This window comes from Thainema salinarum CENA647 (genome assembly GCF_057732415.1).
This window is the reverse complement of the sequence record NZ_JBYJZJ010000022.1, coordinates 2,416,016-2,429,584: the sequence shown is the minus strand read 5'-3', so window position 1 is coordinate 2,429,584 and position 13,569 is coordinate 2,416,016. Positions and strand designations below refer to the sequence as shown.

Sequence of the window (13,569 nt, the reverse complement as noted above, 5' to 3'; positions counted from 1 at the left end):
TTGAGTAGAATTGAGGCAGAGAGTTCAGCAGGCCAAAGCCGATGGCTCAGCAACGACGCAAGCGTGGCACAGCAGGCGATAAAACGATTTGTCTGCCCATTGCAGACGACCTTGACTACGAGGTCTTAGTAGAAGACCGGGAAGCCTTTCGCCAGTATCTCAACGAGCAGATCGCATCCCACCCGGAACTGTTTCCCGACGGGATTGAGGCAGGCTATCGCTTTCACGGATGGGTCGAGTCCTCTCGTCAACAGCTCAAGACCCGGCGGATTTTGCTGCCGAGTACCGGAGAGGCTTATCAACTGCGTCCCGATTTGGTGATGCCGTACATGAGCGAGACGGCGGAGATGGCCGACAAAGCGCTCTATTTAAGAAAGCATGGCCTGTCGTATGAGGGGATTGCCTATGTGCTGGGCCGTTCTGAGATGCACTGGTATCGGCTCTGTCAGTCGTTCGGTCGAGCCTCGATTGTGGGCAGTACCCTCAAAAGGGAAACGGCGCTCCCCCCATCTAGTTGCCGATGAGAAGCATTGTGATTGGCACGGGCAGCGAGTCTATCTGGCAGTGACAGCGGCGCAAGGGTGCGTCCTGGGAGCCAGTCTCAGTGCCAATGCGGGTCAGGATGGATTAACCGCAGCCTATGGGGTATTCCAGCAGGAAGCTGCCCATCATGTTCCCGACTATGCGCCCGAGACGGTGACGACTGATGGTTGGGAGGCCACCCGAGCCGCTTGGGAGGAGCTATTCCCTGGCCTGGTCTGGATTCTGTGCTTCCTGCATGAGGTGATTAAAATTCGCGATGGGTGCCGCTCTAAACCAGTCCTGGGTCAGCAACTAGCCGACAAGCTTTGGCATCTGTATCGGGGCCAGAGCAAACGTCACTTTGCTCAACGGTTGCGTCGGTTGCTGGAGTGGGTGAACACCCACGCGTTGCCCCAGGCCATTGACGCTCGCTTGCGACGCCTCAACGACAAATCTCACGTCTTCCAACGCGCCTTTGACTTCCCTGACGCCTATCGCACCAGCAATCAGGTTGACCGTCCGATGAACTATCTTGACCGCATCTTGTATGCCATGCAAGATTTTCATGGATTCTGGGACTCGGCGGAACAGTCGGTGCGCTCGATGGCCTTACTCTGGAACTTCCATCCCTTTTGTCGCAAGACTCGCAAAGCAATGGGCGGGTGCTTATGCCCCTTTGAGCAACTCAACGGCTTCCGCTATCACGACAACTGGGTTCGCAATTGGCTGATTGCCTCATCGTTGAATGGCAGAAGACCATTGCTCAGGAACGCTGACACAAAATAAGTTGGAACTAGGATCAGTCAATTAAGCTTTGGCATTGGGACAGCCAAACGGTTACAGATATTCCGCTGGATTTAGACACCTTAATCTATAACCTAGCCTGGCAGCCCAACGGTAACCAGATTGCTACGGCAAACCGCGATCGCACTGTTCAACTCTGGCAATCCGACACAGGTGAAAAAATTGCAACTCTAACAGGACACACAGAAGCGGTTCGCAGTGTGGCCTATAGTCCCGACGGTGCGCTGCTGGCTTCGGCCAGTGCTGATAAAACCGTTAAACTCTGGAATCCAGCAAATGGTTCGCTGATTCGCACGCTAACGGGACATACCGATGGACTTTGGGGGCTGGAGTTTTCCCCCATTGCCTCGGATGCCTCGGGGCGACCATCCATTTTGGCCTCAGCCGGAAACGACAAGACGATTAAACTCTGGAATCCGGCAGATGGTTCGCTGCTGACCACCTTGTCTCGCCATACGGCGATTGTGCAAAGCGTGGTGTTTAGCCCTGACGGACAGACGCTCTATTCGTCTAGTGGCGATAAAACTATTATTCAGTGGGATCTTGACCCAATCCTGAATCTCGATCCAGTAGACTATGCCTGCGGTTGGCTAGCAGATTATTTAGCGAATAATCAAAATTTGAGTAACCGCGATCGCACTCTCTGCACCTACTAGTAAAGCTGACGATGGCAGGCGTATAGATGGAATGGCGCTACCTCAGCTATCGCCGTCGTTTACAGAAACAGCCGTCAGTAGGATTGAGAACTTGGATACAACATTGGGTACAACAACTCAGCCGTGTATGAGTCTGATGACTAGAGCGGTTTCACAATTTCTTTCTGGAAGTACTAGACCATCAGTGCTGTAATAAAAGCGATCGCATGATCAAACGTTTTAGGAGGTAAACAGGATGCAGTCGATGCCAATTGATATTGGAATTAAAGAACAGGATCGGCGCGAGATTGCCGAAGGGCTTTCCAAACTGCTCGCCGATACATATACCCTGTATCTGAAAACTCACAACTTCCACTGGAACGTGACTGGGCCCATGTTCCAGACGTTGCACCTCATGTTTGAGCAGCAGTATAACGAGCTGGCTTTAGCGGTGGATCTGATTGCTGAACGGATCAGGGCTTTGGGCTTTCCGGCTCCTGGAACGTATCAACAGTTTGCCCAGCTCTCATCCATCGACGAAGAGGAGGGTGTCCCAAACGCAGAGGACATGATCCGCAAGCTGGTGGAAGGTCAGGAAGCGGTCGTCCGCACGGCCCGTTCAATCTTTCCAGTGGTGGAGCGATCGAGCGATGAACCTACGGCGGATTTGCTCACCCAACGGATGCAAGTTCACGAAAAAACAGCCTGGATGCTGAGAAGCTTACTGGGCTAGTGGCACACGATTACATGATTGCGATCGCACTTTCTATTCCTATCTTCATACTTGGATATTAGGAAAGTGCGATCGCACCATACAAGCTCCACAATCATCATTTACCAGCACTCAAAATTTGTTCAGCCGTTAGCTTCAATTCTGGAAAAGTTGGCGAGTCGATGGTTTGATTACCTCGAAGGCACTGAATTTCGTACTCTCCATCGACCAGCGTACAGATAGAAAGAGTGGGCTGTTTGGGTTTACCGATGTATCGAGTTCCGCCCAATCCCGCATAGTCTGCAATCCAATATTCGGGGATACCTAAAGCTGCATAGTCTTCAACTTTACGAGCATAGTCGTTTTGCCAGTTGCTGCTGATAACTTCGGCGATGAATTTAATCGAACGGCCTAGAGTCAAGATCGATTGGTCAGGCCAAAGCGGTTCTTGGGGCAATTCACCTTGGTCAATAACTGCCACATCCGGTCGAAATGCCGTCATACCGATGTTAGAAGGGCGCAACAATCCGCGTTGAAGCACAAACCACGATAAATCTGTGCTGTCGATTTGGACGCAAAGCTTTCGAGTAATGAAGGCGGCTACTTCCTCATGCTGACCTGTTGGTTCCAAGTCAAACACCTCTCCATCAATCAGCTCATAGCGCTTATCCCCACCATAACGGTTGAGGAACTGATCAAAGTCGAGCGACTGTTGTATTGGCTGGTTGAACGCAATAGTCATAAGCCAACTCTGTCCCATTGGTGCCTTCAGTCTACTCTAGAAAAATTTAGAAAGTGCGATCGCACTTTCTATTCGCACCTTCTGTTTGAGTATTGGAAAAGTGCGATCGCACCTTACTACTCCTACCCACCTTCTATTTGAGCTTTGGAAAAGTGCGATCGGACTAACGGTGAAGTTGTGCGGCGGCAGACAGGCTTGAACTCTCACCGATAACCTTTGTGCCGTCCGCACCAACGAAGTGTTAGGCTGCTAATGAATGGTTCCAGTTTTTGTAAAGTTCTTCTGCGTAGAACATAATCTCTTCATTTGGCAGATGAAGCTTAGCTTTTTGCCTTGGGTATAAACTTTCAAGGCAATCCGCATCTTGTTGAACCACAATCGAAGCTGCATTGAGTAGAGAATCCTGCATGATTGGTTTTAATTCAGGATTGCTAAATTTTGCATAGAGCAGGATGAAAGTCTTAGTCGTATCCTCTGTCTCTGGATAAAGAATATGTCCTTGATATGTTTTGACATCAGGAGAATTCAAGCAAAAGAACTGAGTTGATGGAAAAACATATTCAAGGAAATTTTCCATCACTTCCGGAATTGCTCCTAGCATCGGATTGGCTTCAATCTCTTCTGCTGTGTAGTCATCTTTCTCAGCTACCTGAGAAACTTTAGCGTAAATACCATCTTTTTCAAGAAATGTAGATCGAGTGGATTTGACCTTGAAAAACTCTCTGTGAGTACCATTTTGATGATCGTGATCATAATTGATCATCAGGCTACTCAAGAAGCTATTTTGAATACTTCTCAGAGCAGTCACTCCCAAAAATTCATATTCAGATGCAACTTTCCTATGTAACTCGGGAATAGGTAGCCGAGGATCAAACCCACCATAAGTCCAAATGAAGTCACCATCAACAATCAACTCTAATGGTTCGGCTAGCGGTACACGGCTTAACCCACAATCTCGCAACAAATGCCCTGACCCATCGAATTCCACAGCATGAAACGGGCAGGTGATCGAATTACGCTCCTCACAAATCCATCCATTGGACAACGGAGCTTGCATATGTGGACAAATATTGTTAAGAGCAAAAACCTCTCCAGCGGCATTCTGCCAAAGGACGTAATCTTGACCATTCAGCGTGATTTTATATGGTTTGTTGACCTCCAGCATAGACTTATGGGCTATGAGCCAAGGCGCACCGGGAAGAATGGGAAGCATAACGTATCGAACCTCTAATTAAACACTTGTTTAGTTAATTAAACGGATGTTTAATTAATCTGTCAAGTATCTCTGATGGAAAACCAGGGGGTAGGCTGGATACAGTCGTCTGTTTGCTGGATCAACCTAGGTCATGCCCAAATTGTCTAACTCTGCTGCCAAAAAGGAAAAGCAAAGCCGTAATCCGGAAGTCACAAAGGCTAATATTCTGTCGGCTGCGATTGAAGAATTTGCACAGTACGGTTTGTCTGGCGCACGGACAGAGGCGATCGCATCTCGTAGCGGCGTCACAAAAGCAATGCTTTGTTACTACTTTAAAAACAAGGAAACCCTTTACCGATCGGTTTTACAGCAGCTTGTTGACGACATTAACAACGCCTTTCAAAACATTGATTGGGAAAAGCTGTCTGCCGATCAGGCGCTAGAGGCAGTTGTCCGAAACTATATCGGATTTGAGGTCAGCAATCGCTGGCATGGAATGCTATGGTTCCAGGAAGCTATTCAGAACCAAGGTCGCTATGGTGCAGAGACAGGATGGCAAGCGGGTTTTCAAACGATTGTAGAAATCTTGGAACGAGGAATCGCTGAGAAAAAATTCCGCCAGGTTGATCCGTTTCTAACAGCAATTAATATTTTGGGTATCTGCTCGTTTTACTTCGATGCCCATGAAAACCTGAAATACCTTGACTCTAATAAAGACCTTCTAAGTTCTGACATGGTCAAGCAGCAAACAGAAACGGCTGTCGAGTTTATTCTTGCAGGTATAGCGGCTTAAACGCATACCTGCTTAAGCCGCCTAACTATTAATTAGACGGAAATAGTCTACCTAAACCGCCAAATTGGGTGTTTAGGTAGAAATCTGTCAGCCTAAACATACCAATTGCGGTGTTTAGGTGGAAACGTTCAGTATAACCACCCTACGATTTGGAATTGTGGCACGGATACAAGGATGACCACCAAACTGTTTTGGATTGTATAGGTCCTTTCGAGTAGTTTTAACTTTTTATAAAGCATCAAACATCACTTACCAGCACTCAAAACTTGTTCAGCCGTTAGCCGGACAGATTTATGACCGATTAGTGGCGCATTTTGGACATGATGCCATTTTTAAGGATGTGGATGACATTCTAAATTGCACATCACGTCAGTAAGCTATCCTTGCAAAATCTGCTCAGCAATCAACTGCAAGGCTGAAAACATGGGTGGCTCGATCACCTCTGTGCCTGAATACTCTGCTGCCTCATACCACCCTTCCAACAGCATACACACCGTTACCCTCTCCTTCAGCGGGTCAACGATCCAATACTCTGGAATATCCAGCACGCTATACTCTGCCCGCTTGGCCCGATAGTCCGTACTCTTCGTAGACTCGCTCACCACCTCCACCACCAGTAACGGTGGCGGCTCGTTCAGACGAATGACCGCTTCCCGGTTTTGCAATGTCTCCCATTGCGCCAACGTTAGCACCGTCACATCCGGAATCCGCACTGTATCCCAGGCTTCACCCCGAGGCGATTGCAGCCCAACTGTTCCCGCCAGCGCAATCCACGGCTGCTGTAGACGCTCAATCTCATCATCCAAAATACCCTCTAACCGCTTGATGATGGCTCCGTGACGACCAGTCCCTAAACTCATCGGCAGCAGTTCCCCATTCAGCAACTCATAGCGAACATCACTGCCATCGTCATAGGCCAGATATTCCTCTAGAGTTAAGCGCTGAGTGGCGATCGACATAGCTAGGTCGTTGCAACAGTAAGGTCTTACCCAAATCACAAAATGTAGTAGACAACGCCTGCTTAATATTCTGTCAACTTTGTTTTAATGGGTTTTGATGGTTGATGTGCCGTGCTCCACGCGGCACATCAACCATCAACTTAATTTACAGAGTACTTCACGGGTTAAGCGGCAGAATCGTGGTGATTAGGGGGTTGGTCGATGAGCAGCGCGTCTAGATCCGGTGGAGGAATGATTAGCGTGACAGTGGGTTGTTCGGTCGCGGGTTGATGATTTTCCTGAGAGGGTTCCACCACGACATCAAGAACCGTCGTTGATGACTCTGATTGTTCTGCCGTTGCTGCCGTCGCGTCTGAATCTGTCGGTTTTGCAGGTGCGGGTTCAGCCGATGCTGTTTCAACCGCCTCTACCGGACTCGCAGGGCACTCTTCCACAGGCACGGCCTCAGTGGAACTCTCTTCTGCGTCACTCACATCATCAGCCGTTTCAGCAGATTCAGCATCTTCATCGATCCAGGGCGAATCGAAATGGTGCCAAGGCAAAATTGGACTGTTGGGTAACTCACTGGATAAAACCGTGATGTTCTCCTTATCGGGTTCAGGAATACAGAGGTTTTCCTGAGCCGAACATCCATTTTGGGACATTTCAGTAATCGGAGGATTCATAACGGAGACCAACGCGACAGGCGATGTGCAGGATTTGCCAACCATTTAGACGAAATAGGTCGCCAAAATGTGCGTTAACAGAATACCTGCGATCGCAAGGGTATTGTAGGCAGCATACTTGAGTGTTTGAGAGACATCATCCACTCGCTGCTTGTTCGCATTATATATCTCAGTCAAATTGGCTAGCATCTGTAATTGATACTGATCCGGCGTCAGAACCAGATAGCGCTCCAAAAATTTGCGGTCTTCCAGATTGGGACTCACCGCCACTTGACGGGGTAAATACGCTCGCACCAATAGGACAAAACTCACCGCAAATCCAGTAATTTCAGCCAAGCTGAAGATACTCGGATGAAAGATCAGTTGCGAGATAGTCAAACTGGTCAGCAGCGCACCATTCGTCACAAATAGAATGTTAAGTTTTGTCGTCAAAACCTGACTTTGCTCCCGCTGCTCCTCCAACACCCGCCGCACATCCTGCGCCGCATAGTCGAGCGTCAGCGCAATCAGGGCTGGCTGGACTGGCGGAGTCGGCTGAGGCAACTGTTCAGCTTGAGCCGTTGGAGTTGATAGCTCAGATGGCGCTTGAGGAGTGGACTTGGCCGATTGAGCCGATTGATTCGGTTGAGTGGAATAGGCAGATGAATCGAATTGAGCAGCTTGGGTCGAAAGTTCAGAGTCAGTCACGTTTGCGATCGCAGATGGCAGGTGGCATTCAGGCAGCAGATTACAGTTTCTAAAACCATACTAATCAGTTACATCGGCTTCTGCATGGGTTTCTTGCTGCGAATGCAACACAACTCCACGTTCCGACACAGACCATTCTGGTCGCCACTGATACTCACTCAATTTGATTTTGTTTTTTTCATTAAATTTGACCCCTTCCTGCTCCAGTAACTCCTGCTGAAGATAGTCCGAACCTTCCCGAAACGGCGAGTGCGACACTTCTCCCTTCGCATTAATCACCCGATGCCAAGGAACCTCATCTTTTTCCACCACGCGATACAGCGCATAGCCTACCAGCCGCGCCTGCCCCGGCATGTTCGCCAACTCAGCAATTTGCCCATAGGTTGCCACCTGGCCCATTGGAATTTGCCGCACAATTTTGTAAATCTGCTCGTAAGCTGTCATAGGCGAATAATCATTGACATTCATCATTAAAAGCATGAACCTACTCAATCAAATCATGAGTTTTCTCGATCAGTTCCGTCCACCACATCGTCCGGGTTTACGATATTCGGATGATGCACACCGTGGGGCTAAATGTTGCTTCTCTGAGTCGCACCAGCAGATAGCAGCCATAGTTGCAGGTATTCTGTGTGAGCAAACTGGCGCACAGTTTTCGGAGCTACATGCAACAACGCATTTTTCCTATGACATGGGAGTTTTCGGTTTCTTTGACGCAGCCACCTATTCTACGGCAATTGAGCAAGAATTTGGATTAGCGATTCCTGAGCACGAGTTGATCAAGATTGAGTGCATCTCTGACTTAGTAGAGTATTTGTATGACAGAGTTCGGGTATGAAGATTTCTAACTGTCCAATTTGCGGATTGCCCTGGTCAGAATCAATAGATGAAGAAGAGATCCGTCATTCTTTCCAAATTTGCGAGTGCTGTGGTTGTGAGTATGGCTACGATGATAATCCAGCTTATCGTGACAACTGGCTTAAGCAAGACTCACCTTGGTTCGATCCAAAGGAACGCCCAGCCGATTGGAATTTGGCAGAACAGTTACGCCATATTATTCCTGACTGGAATGCATGATAATTTGAAAATGCTTAGTCGTCTCAGTGCGATTGTGCTGGATGAGCATTGCTAGCGTTACCCATGCAGAATGTCAAAATAGGAGAGTGGTCATGACTCCCGAAGTCTTGTCAAATTACCCTCCAATTCAGGAGCTTCATGTTGCCGAAATCGTGGCCTACCTCCAACAACATCACTGGACTGCGATCAGTCACCCCAATCCAAAATTACTTGTTTTCGAGAAGGGTATAGATGATCAAGGTAAACCAATTCAAATTGTTTTGCCTAATCAAGATGATTATGAAGATACATCCTATCTACTGACCAAAGCCGTGAACTTGTTGTCTGTTTTAAAAGGCGTATCGTTTCAAGACATGATAGACACAATCGAGAGGAATCGTGGCTTAGTAGAGTAATTGTGCTTTTCAGGTACGTCTCATTATGTCTAGAGCCAGCATTCTAGAACCGGGAAAGTCCTACACGTTCCGCAACTATTTTGAAATGGCCTATGAGCCAGATGACATTCTGGCAGAATTTGGCGTATCGCTTCAGCGCAGCGCGCTCACCCTACCTCGATCAGACATTGAACTCAGCCAGCTTGCCAATCTCAAAAGCAGTATGCAGCGCCGTCTACCCTACGTCAGTCTGACTAGCGAAGCGGCTCGGCGGGAAGTTCTCATTGCTCCAGTTGTCTTGGCATTGATTGACTATACCCAAGCCCAACTGAGAATCGAATATGCCATCAATATTTCGGAACAACTGAAGGGTTCATTAGATTACTATTTGCAGACTCAGCATAATCTGTTGGTTATTGAGGCTAAAAACGCAGATCTAGCCAGAGGTTTCACGCAGCTCGCAGTTGAACTCATAGCGATCGACCAGTGGACTGAGAGCAATGATCCCATTCTCTATGGCGCCGTTTCGACCGGAGATATCTGGCAGTTCGGTCTTTTTAACCGGAATGAGCGCCGCATTGAGCAAGATTTGAACCTCTATCGCGTTCCCGCTGATTTAGAGGAGCTATTTCGCATCCTGATTGCGATTTTGGCTGGGACATAGGCAATTACTTTGACGGTTCAGTGGGCAGGTGAACTGCGATCGCACTTCTACATTCCTCTACAGGCAACCGTTCCTGCATCGCCGTGACCAGCGCATCATAGGCATCCCGATGCTTTTCCAATAACGTTTTCGCTTGCAAAGCTGACCAGCGCTGACGAGCCTCGCATTCACTGAGCGGACGCTGAAGCTGCGTCCAGAGGATGCGGAAGTTTTGCCGATCGTCTGTGCCGCCTTGAGCGTTGTTGTAGACCAGCATTTCTGCCGCAATGCCCGCCATCCAGACCATGCCGTAGCGATTGAGCAATTGGGCGGAGAGTCGACCCTGTTCAATTTCCTGCTCTAGCTCACCCGTGCTAAAGATTACGCCGCCTTGTCCCGGTAAACCGCGCCGAAAGGCTTCCCAAGCACTGAGGCTGTAGTCCGTAACGGGAATCTCTAGCAGATGCGCCACCAGAAAATGCCCCGCCTCGTGATGCAGCACCCGTTCCCTTTCCTCTGCTGAACCCATTTTTAACCAGTCCAGCAGCAGCGTGCCGCCGCGTCCCTGGAAGCTAAAGCTGTCTACCGTTGCCACGCCTAAAATGCCAACCGTTGCGATCGCAGGTATGACAGGCGAAATATGCAGCATCGGCCCTAGCAGACTCGACATCGTCAGGCCAAAGATGGTGATGGCAATCAGGTTAATGCTGGTCTGATTCATGGCAGGTCGGGATCACGCGAACAGTTCTATTTACCGTAACAAACGATCCCCGTTCGTGCTGCATATTGTATCCGAATCCCAAAAGAGGGGGCTGATGCCGCTAAGCGGCATCAGCCCCCTCTTTTGGGATTTGCAGATTTTAGTTTGATTCATTCAAAGAGCGGTGAGCCGGATTTGTGGAAACAAACTGACCGTAGAAGCGGCTGAAGTGCCAAAACCGAATGAGGGCTTGCCGCGCAATATGGCGAGGTTCTTTGGCTTCAAAATTTTCTGCTTCGACAAAATTGGTATGAACAGTGAGCCACAGCATAAGCATAATTCACCTCTTCTTTTCCTAATGGCAATACGGGTTGATGACTGTTTCTGATTACAGAAATTCTGATTACAGAAATAACTACAGATCAGGCACTCAGATTCCGTTCCAGTCCGATGAAGACTGGATAAATTTGGGCTTAACTTAAGTGTTCCCACAGAGTGCTGAACTGGAGGACTAGCAGTAGGAATGAAGTGCAATCGCGGCTTTCCTCGCTTGCTTGATTTCATCCTATGAAAATGCCTCAGCACAATCAAACGATGGCATCAATTACATAGATGAAAGACATTCATATAGCTGAACCAGAGGCATGGGTTTAACCAGTGAGCGAATTTCAGCCCAAACTTTGCGCGTACCGTCTGATTCAGTTGAAATGACGGCGTAGTGTCCCTGATGTTCAATTGCACAGGCCAATGCACAAGCTTTCACCCGCTCATCTGATGGGTACTGGGCAATCAGCTTGTAAATGCCGTTGTGAATAATGGCTCCTTTGTAAATTGCCCCATCGGCAAAGAACTTGAATTCAGAAATATCTGAGCCTGAAATAATCTGAAATCGGGTCATGATGAGCTTCTTGGCATCCTAGCTAAGATGAACCGAGCAACACCATTGTATAAACGCTTTAGTAACGTCCGAATAAGAAACTTGTAAGAAGAGAAAAATCAGCACCGGCTGTATGGAGTGGCTAACTTTTATTCGAAGGATTCTGAGATCGCGGCAGAGCGGTGCCGCAGCGCTTGCAGAACAGCGCATCGTGATCATGGAGCGACAGGCCACAGGTGAGGCAGTTCAGCCGAATTTGGTCAACCGTTTTAATCACCCGCTTGATCAATTCACCCAGTTGCCAGGGAATCAGCGCCACCCCCGTCAGGATCATCAGTACGGTTAGCCCTCGGCCTGCCGACGAAATGGGAGTGACATCCCCAAAGCCTACCGTGGTCATCGTCACAACTGAGAAGTAGAACGCATCAATAAAATTGGCAAACTGCTCCGGATTGATCGGGTGCTCTACTTGATAAATCAGTCCTGAGTAGATAAAGGTGATGGAAAACAGCGTGAATACAATCCGAGCTAGGACAATGCCATCGTCGGTACGCACCAGTCCCAGCCAGGTTTGCTGATTGAGAAAGCGAACCAGTCGCAGCACCCGGAACCAACGAAACAGCCGCAAAAAGCGAATGTCAATAAAGCCGAACAGAAACGGCACAATCGCCAGCAAATCCAAGATGGAGTAGAGGCTGAACACAAACGACCACTTACGCGGCGCACACCACAGTCGCAGGCCGTACTCCAGGATAAAAACTGCCAGGATTGCATCGTCTAGAAGGGCTAGGGCCGTTTGCACCGCCGGCGGAATGTCATAAGTTTCCGCGACAAAAATGCTGGCAGAAACCAGAATTAAAACTGCGATCGCGCCATTAAAGGCTACTCCCGCTGGCGTTCGTGGATCGTCGAGATAGCGGGCAATCCGCTCGCGCAGAACTGCCGCTGATCCAGGTTCTACGGAACTAGAGGCTTTCGGTTGGGAGGCAGAGATCTGCGAGAAGCCCGTGTTGTCGTTACCTTCCATACGAATTTCAGGATAAGGATCTGCCGTCAATAATCTGTCAAACGACAGATTGATCGTGAGCCGTTAGCTGCCAACTTTATGACTAAAGATAGATTTCTGTAAGATATCGCTCTAACGCCAGACTTGGGTTGTGGGAGTTGAATTGATCTGCAATAGCTGCATCTTAACTTGACGAGCGAATTTAGCTTGGACAGTGACGATAGATATTGAACGAGCGATTCCTACTGAAGTCTATGGATGTCATATACTTAATCTTTTTTTAGCTATTTTTGTGTTTTTTAATACAGTTGCTTTACCCAGATCTGCGCGATTCGCTCCAAAAGAGTGAGAACATTGATTTCATCCGGGATCAGCTAAACACTGGCTTGATTTATTGTTCAAATGCATAAAATCTTTGTAAGAAAAACTAAAGAGAATATATTTTTTGTCTGAATTTAAACGCCCACCTGAGTGGCTAAATCATAACTATGCTGTATCACAGGGATTTCGGGGATCATTTCTTGGTGGGCGATCCCCAGTTTTATATCTGGAGTATTATTGCAATCTAGGGATGGCCTTGACATAATAAGGAGAGTTCCTAGTTACTCAAGTTTTATAAACTCAAACGAGTTCAATTCTTCTTAACTGTTGTTTACTTCATTGGCTGATTCAGCGATCGCAATTCAACACATAAAAAGTTTAGTTTTGTGTAACAACTATTTAACAATTGCCCTGTTGTTGCGATCGCTACCAGTTGAATCTCATTTGAATCTCAAGTGAATTGCTGCCAATTTGTGGTTCGGAGGAGTGGCTCTAGAGTGGCTTTCAGGTGAATGTTGATTGGAGACAACCGTATTCAGTGAGAAAGCTTTATCTCTACTTCATGTTTGTATTTGTTTAAGCAGCGATCTTAAAACTTCAGTGGCTTGCACGATAAAAAAGGCTTTTAGGTTATGAAAATGATTCAGCAGACGGATTTAGTCCAGGTCATTCACTGCCCCAACTGTGGCAGTCATGCTGAGCGCGAACATGTCACTGAGCGCAATGTTATTCGGACTGAGTGTCCCTCTTGTGACTATCTCATGGTGATCCATGCTGAGACCGCTCAGGTTGTGGAAGCTTACGCACCCGGCATTCCAGCCATGTTCCGCTAGTGTTGTGATGACTCAAAACCGTGA

20 protein-coding genes are annotated in these 13,569 nt (G+C 48.0%); 10 read left to right on the top strand and 10 right to left on the bottom strand.

Translation table 11 applies throughout. The features are described from left to right. The first annotated feature begins 41 nt into the window (after positions 1–41). The 4 genes from AC286M_RS17640 (at position 42) to AC286M_RS17625 (ending at position 2,694) form a co-directional block, all read left to right on the top strand. The gene (locus AC286M_RS17640; RefSeq protein WP_488203899.1) at positions 42–524 is read left to right on the top strand and encodes a hypothetical protein; all 483 of its coding nucleotides are present in this window, start codon (positions 42–44) and stop codon (positions 522–524) included. Positions 525–564: 40 nt separating this feature from the next. Continuing rightward, the gene (locus AC286M_RS17635; protein ID WP_488202632.1) at positions 565–1,308 is read left to right on the top strand and encodes a hypothetical protein; all 744 of its coding nucleotides are present in this window, start codon (positions 565–567) and stop codon (positions 1,306–1,308) included. A gap of 20 nt (positions 1,309–1,328) precedes the next feature. Beyond that, the gene (locus AC286M_RS17630; protein ID WP_488208848.1) at positions 1,329–1,982 is read left to right on the top strand and encodes a WD40 repeat domain-containing protein; all 654 of its coding nucleotides are present in this window, start codon (positions 1,329–1,331) and stop codon (positions 1,980–1,982) included. A gap of 235 nt (positions 1,983–2,217) precedes the next feature. Beyond that, positions 2,218–2,694 carry a Dps family protein gene (locus AC286M_RS17625; RefSeq protein WP_488205637.1) on the top strand — a complete coding sequence of 159 codons (477 nt, stop codon included), beginning with the start codon at positions 2,218–2,220 and terminating at the stop codon, positions 2,692–2,694. Positions 2,695–2,791: 97 nt separating this feature from the next. Here AC286M_RS17625 and AC286M_RS17620 read toward each other — a convergent pair whose 3' ends face one another. Together AC286M_RS17620 and AC286M_RS17615 are read right to left on the bottom strand one after the other, a co-directional pair. Continuing rightward, positions 2,792–3,415: a Uma2 family endonuclease gene (locus AC286M_RS17620; RefSeq protein WP_488205636.1), complete on the bottom strand. Its 624-nt coding sequence runs from the start codon at positions 3,413–3,415 to the stop codon at positions 2,792–2,794. A 241-nt stretch (positions 3,416–3,656) separates the two neighbouring features. Beyond that, positions 3,657–4,628, bottom strand: coding sequence for a Rieske 2Fe-2S domain-containing protein (locus tag AC286M_RS17615; protein ID WP_488205635.1), 972 nt, complete (start codon positions 4,626–4,628; stop codon positions 3,657–3,659). Between the two features lie 133 nt (positions 4,629–4,761). On the opposite strand from AC286M_RS17615, the gene AC286M_RS17610 reads away from it, so the two are divergent. Next, positions 4,762–5,403 (top strand): TetR/AcrR family transcriptional regulator, encoded by a 642-nt coding sequence (locus AC286M_RS17610; protein ID WP_488205634.1) that lies wholly within the window; start codon positions 4,762–4,764, stop codon positions 5,401–5,403. A gap of 377 nt (positions 5,404–5,780) precedes the next feature. Here AC286M_RS17610 and AC286M_RS17605 read toward each other — a convergent pair whose 3' ends face one another. The 4 genes from AC286M_RS17605 to AC286M_RS17590 form a co-directional block, all read right to left on the bottom strand. Further along, a complete protein-coding gene (locus tag AC286M_RS17605; protein WP_488205633.1) occupies positions 5,781–6,362 on the bottom strand; it encodes a Uma2 family endonuclease in 582 nt (193 codons plus the stop codon). 164 nt (positions 6,363–6,526) lie between these two features. Then, positions 6,527–7,027 (bottom strand): hypothetical protein, encoded by a 501-nt coding sequence (locus AC286M_RS17600; RefSeq protein WP_488205632.1) that lies wholly within the window; start codon positions 7,025–7,027, stop codon positions 6,527–6,529. Positions 7,028–7,072: 45 nt separating this feature from the next. Then, complete coding sequence (locus AC286M_RS17595) at positions 7,073–7,714, bottom strand: hypothetical protein (protein WP_488205631.1); 642 nt, start codon at positions 7,712–7,714, stop codon at positions 7,073–7,075. Positions 7,715–7,774: 60 nt separating this feature from the next. After that, complete coding sequence (locus AC286M_RS17590) at positions 7,775–8,158, bottom strand: MGMT family protein (protein ID WP_488205630.1); 384 nt, start codon at positions 8,156–8,158, stop codon at positions 7,775–7,777. A 13-nt stretch (positions 8,159–8,171) separates the two neighbouring features. Between AC286M_RS17590 and AC286M_RS17585 the strand changes: the two genes are divergently transcribed. From AC286M_RS17585 to AC286M_RS17570, 4 genes are all read left to right on the top strand, one after another. Further along, positions 8,172–8,552 (top strand): acyl carrier protein, encoded by a 381-nt coding sequence (locus tag AC286M_RS17585; protein WP_488205629.1) that lies wholly within the window; start codon positions 8,172–8,174, stop codon positions 8,550–8,552. After that, positions 8,549–8,791 carry a hypothetical protein gene (locus AC286M_RS17580; protein WP_488205628.1) on the top strand — a complete coding sequence of 81 codons (243 nt, stop codon included), beginning with the start codon at positions 8,549–8,551 and terminating at the stop codon, positions 8,789–8,791. The genes AC286M_RS17585 and AC286M_RS17580 overlap by 4 nt, the downstream gene beginning before the upstream one ends. Before the next feature lie 92 nt (positions 8,792–8,883). Beyond that, positions 8,884–9,186: a hypothetical protein gene (locus AC286M_RS17575; protein ID WP_488205627.1), complete on the top strand. Its 303-nt coding sequence runs from the start codon at positions 8,884–8,886 to the stop codon at positions 9,184–9,186. A gap of 25 nt (positions 9,187–9,211) precedes the next feature. Beyond that, the gene (locus tag AC286M_RS17570) at positions 9,212–9,829 is read left to right on the top strand and encodes a hypothetical protein (protein ID WP_488205626.1); all 618 of its coding nucleotides are present in this window, start codon (positions 9,212–9,214) and stop codon (positions 9,827–9,829) included. A gap of 4 nt (positions 9,830–9,833) precedes the next feature. Here the strand turns inward: AC286M_RS17570 and AC286M_RS17565 are convergent, their stop codons facing one another. The 4 genes from AC286M_RS17565 to AC286M_RS17550 form a co-directional block, all read right to left on the bottom strand. Then, positions 9,834–10,529: an ATP-dependent Zn protease gene (locus tag AC286M_RS17565; protein WP_488205625.1), complete on the bottom strand. Its 696-nt coding sequence runs from the start codon at positions 10,527–10,529 to the stop codon at positions 9,834–9,836. A gap of 139 nt (positions 10,530–10,668) precedes the next feature. After that, entirely contained in the window at positions 10,669–10,845 is a 177-nt protein-coding gene (locus AC286M_RS17560) for a hypothetical protein (RefSeq protein WP_488205624.1), read from the bottom strand. 267 nt (positions 10,846–11,112) lie between these two features. Continuing rightward, positions 11,113–11,406, bottom strand: a complete 294-nt coding sequence (locus tag AC286M_RS17555; RefSeq protein WP_488205623.1) for a hypothetical protein — start codon at positions 11,404–11,406, stop codon at positions 11,113–11,115. A gap of 121 nt (positions 11,407–11,527) precedes the next feature. Further along, positions 11,528–12,442, bottom strand: a complete 915-nt coding sequence (locus tag AC286M_RS17550; RefSeq protein ID WP_488205622.1) for an ion transporter — start codon at positions 12,440–12,442, stop codon at positions 11,528–11,530. 908 nt (positions 12,443–13,350) lie between these two features. Between AC286M_RS17550 and AC286M_RS17545 the strand changes: the two genes are divergently transcribed. Continuing rightward, entirely contained in the window at positions 13,351–13,545 is a 195-nt protein-coding gene (locus tag AC286M_RS17545) for a replication restart DNA helicase PriA (protein WP_488205621.1), read from the top strand. Positions 13,546–13,569 lie beyond the last annotated feature (24 nt).

Excerpts from the sequence above, each read along its gene's own strand:
- AC286M_RS17640 (WP_488203899.1), top strand. The coding sequence starts at position 42 with ATGGCTCAGCAACGACGCAAGCGTGGCACAGCAGGCGATAAAACGATT.
- AC286M_RS17625 (WP_488205637.1), top strand. The coding sequence starts at position 2,218 with ATGCAGTCGATGCCAATTGATATTGGAATTAAAGAACAGGATCGGCGC.
- AC286M_RS17620 (WP_488205636.1), bottom strand. The coding sequence starts at position 3,415 with ATGACTATTGCGTTCAACCAGCCAATACAACAGTCGCTCGACTTTGAT.
- AC286M_RS17615 (WP_488205635.1), bottom strand. The coding sequence starts at position 4,628 with ATGCTTCCCATTCTTCCCGGTGCGCCTTGGCTCATAGCCCATAAGTCT.
- AC286M_RS17610 (WP_488205634.1), top strand. The coding sequence starts at position 4,762 with ATGCCCAAATTGTCTAACTCTGCTGCCAAAAAGGAAAAGCAAAGCCGT.
- AC286M_RS17605 (WP_488205633.1), bottom strand. The coding sequence starts at position 6,362 with ATGTCGATCGCCACTCAGCGCTTAACTCTAGAGGAATATCTGGCCTAT.
- AC286M_RS17600 (WP_488205632.1), bottom strand. The coding sequence starts at position 7,027 with ATGAATCCTCCGATTACTGAAATGTCCCAAAATGGATGTTCGGCTCAG.
- AC286M_RS17590 (WP_488205630.1), bottom strand. The coding sequence starts at position 8,158 with ATGACAGCTTACGAGCAGATTTACAAAATTGTGCGGCAAATTCCAATG.
- AC286M_RS17580 (WP_488205628.1), top strand. The coding sequence starts at position 8,549 with ATGAAGATTTCTAACTGTCCAATTTGCGGATTGCCCTGGTCAGAATCA.
- AC286M_RS17575 (WP_488205627.1), top strand. The coding sequence starts at position 8,884 with ATGACTCCCGAAGTCTTGTCAAATTACCCTCCAATTCAGGAGCTTCAT.
- AC286M_RS17570 (WP_488205626.1), top strand. The coding sequence starts at position 9,212 with ATGTCTAGAGCCAGCATTCTAGAACCGGGAAAGTCCTACACGTTCCGC.
- AC286M_RS17565 (WP_488205625.1), bottom strand. The coding sequence starts at position 10,529 with ATGAATCAGACCAGCATTAACCTGATTGCCATCACCATCTTTGGCCTG.
- AC286M_RS17560 (WP_488205624.1), bottom strand. The coding sequence starts at position 10,845 with ATGCTTATGCTGTGGCTCACTGTTCATACCAATTTTGTCGAAGCAGAA.
- AC286M_RS17555 (WP_488205623.1), bottom strand. The coding sequence starts at position 11,406 with ATGACCCGATTTCAGATTATTTCAGGCTCAGATATTTCTGAATTCAAG.
- AC286M_RS17545 (WP_488205621.1), top strand. The coding sequence starts at position 13,351 with ATGATTCAGCAGACGGATTTAGTCCAGGTCATTCACTGCCCCAACTGT.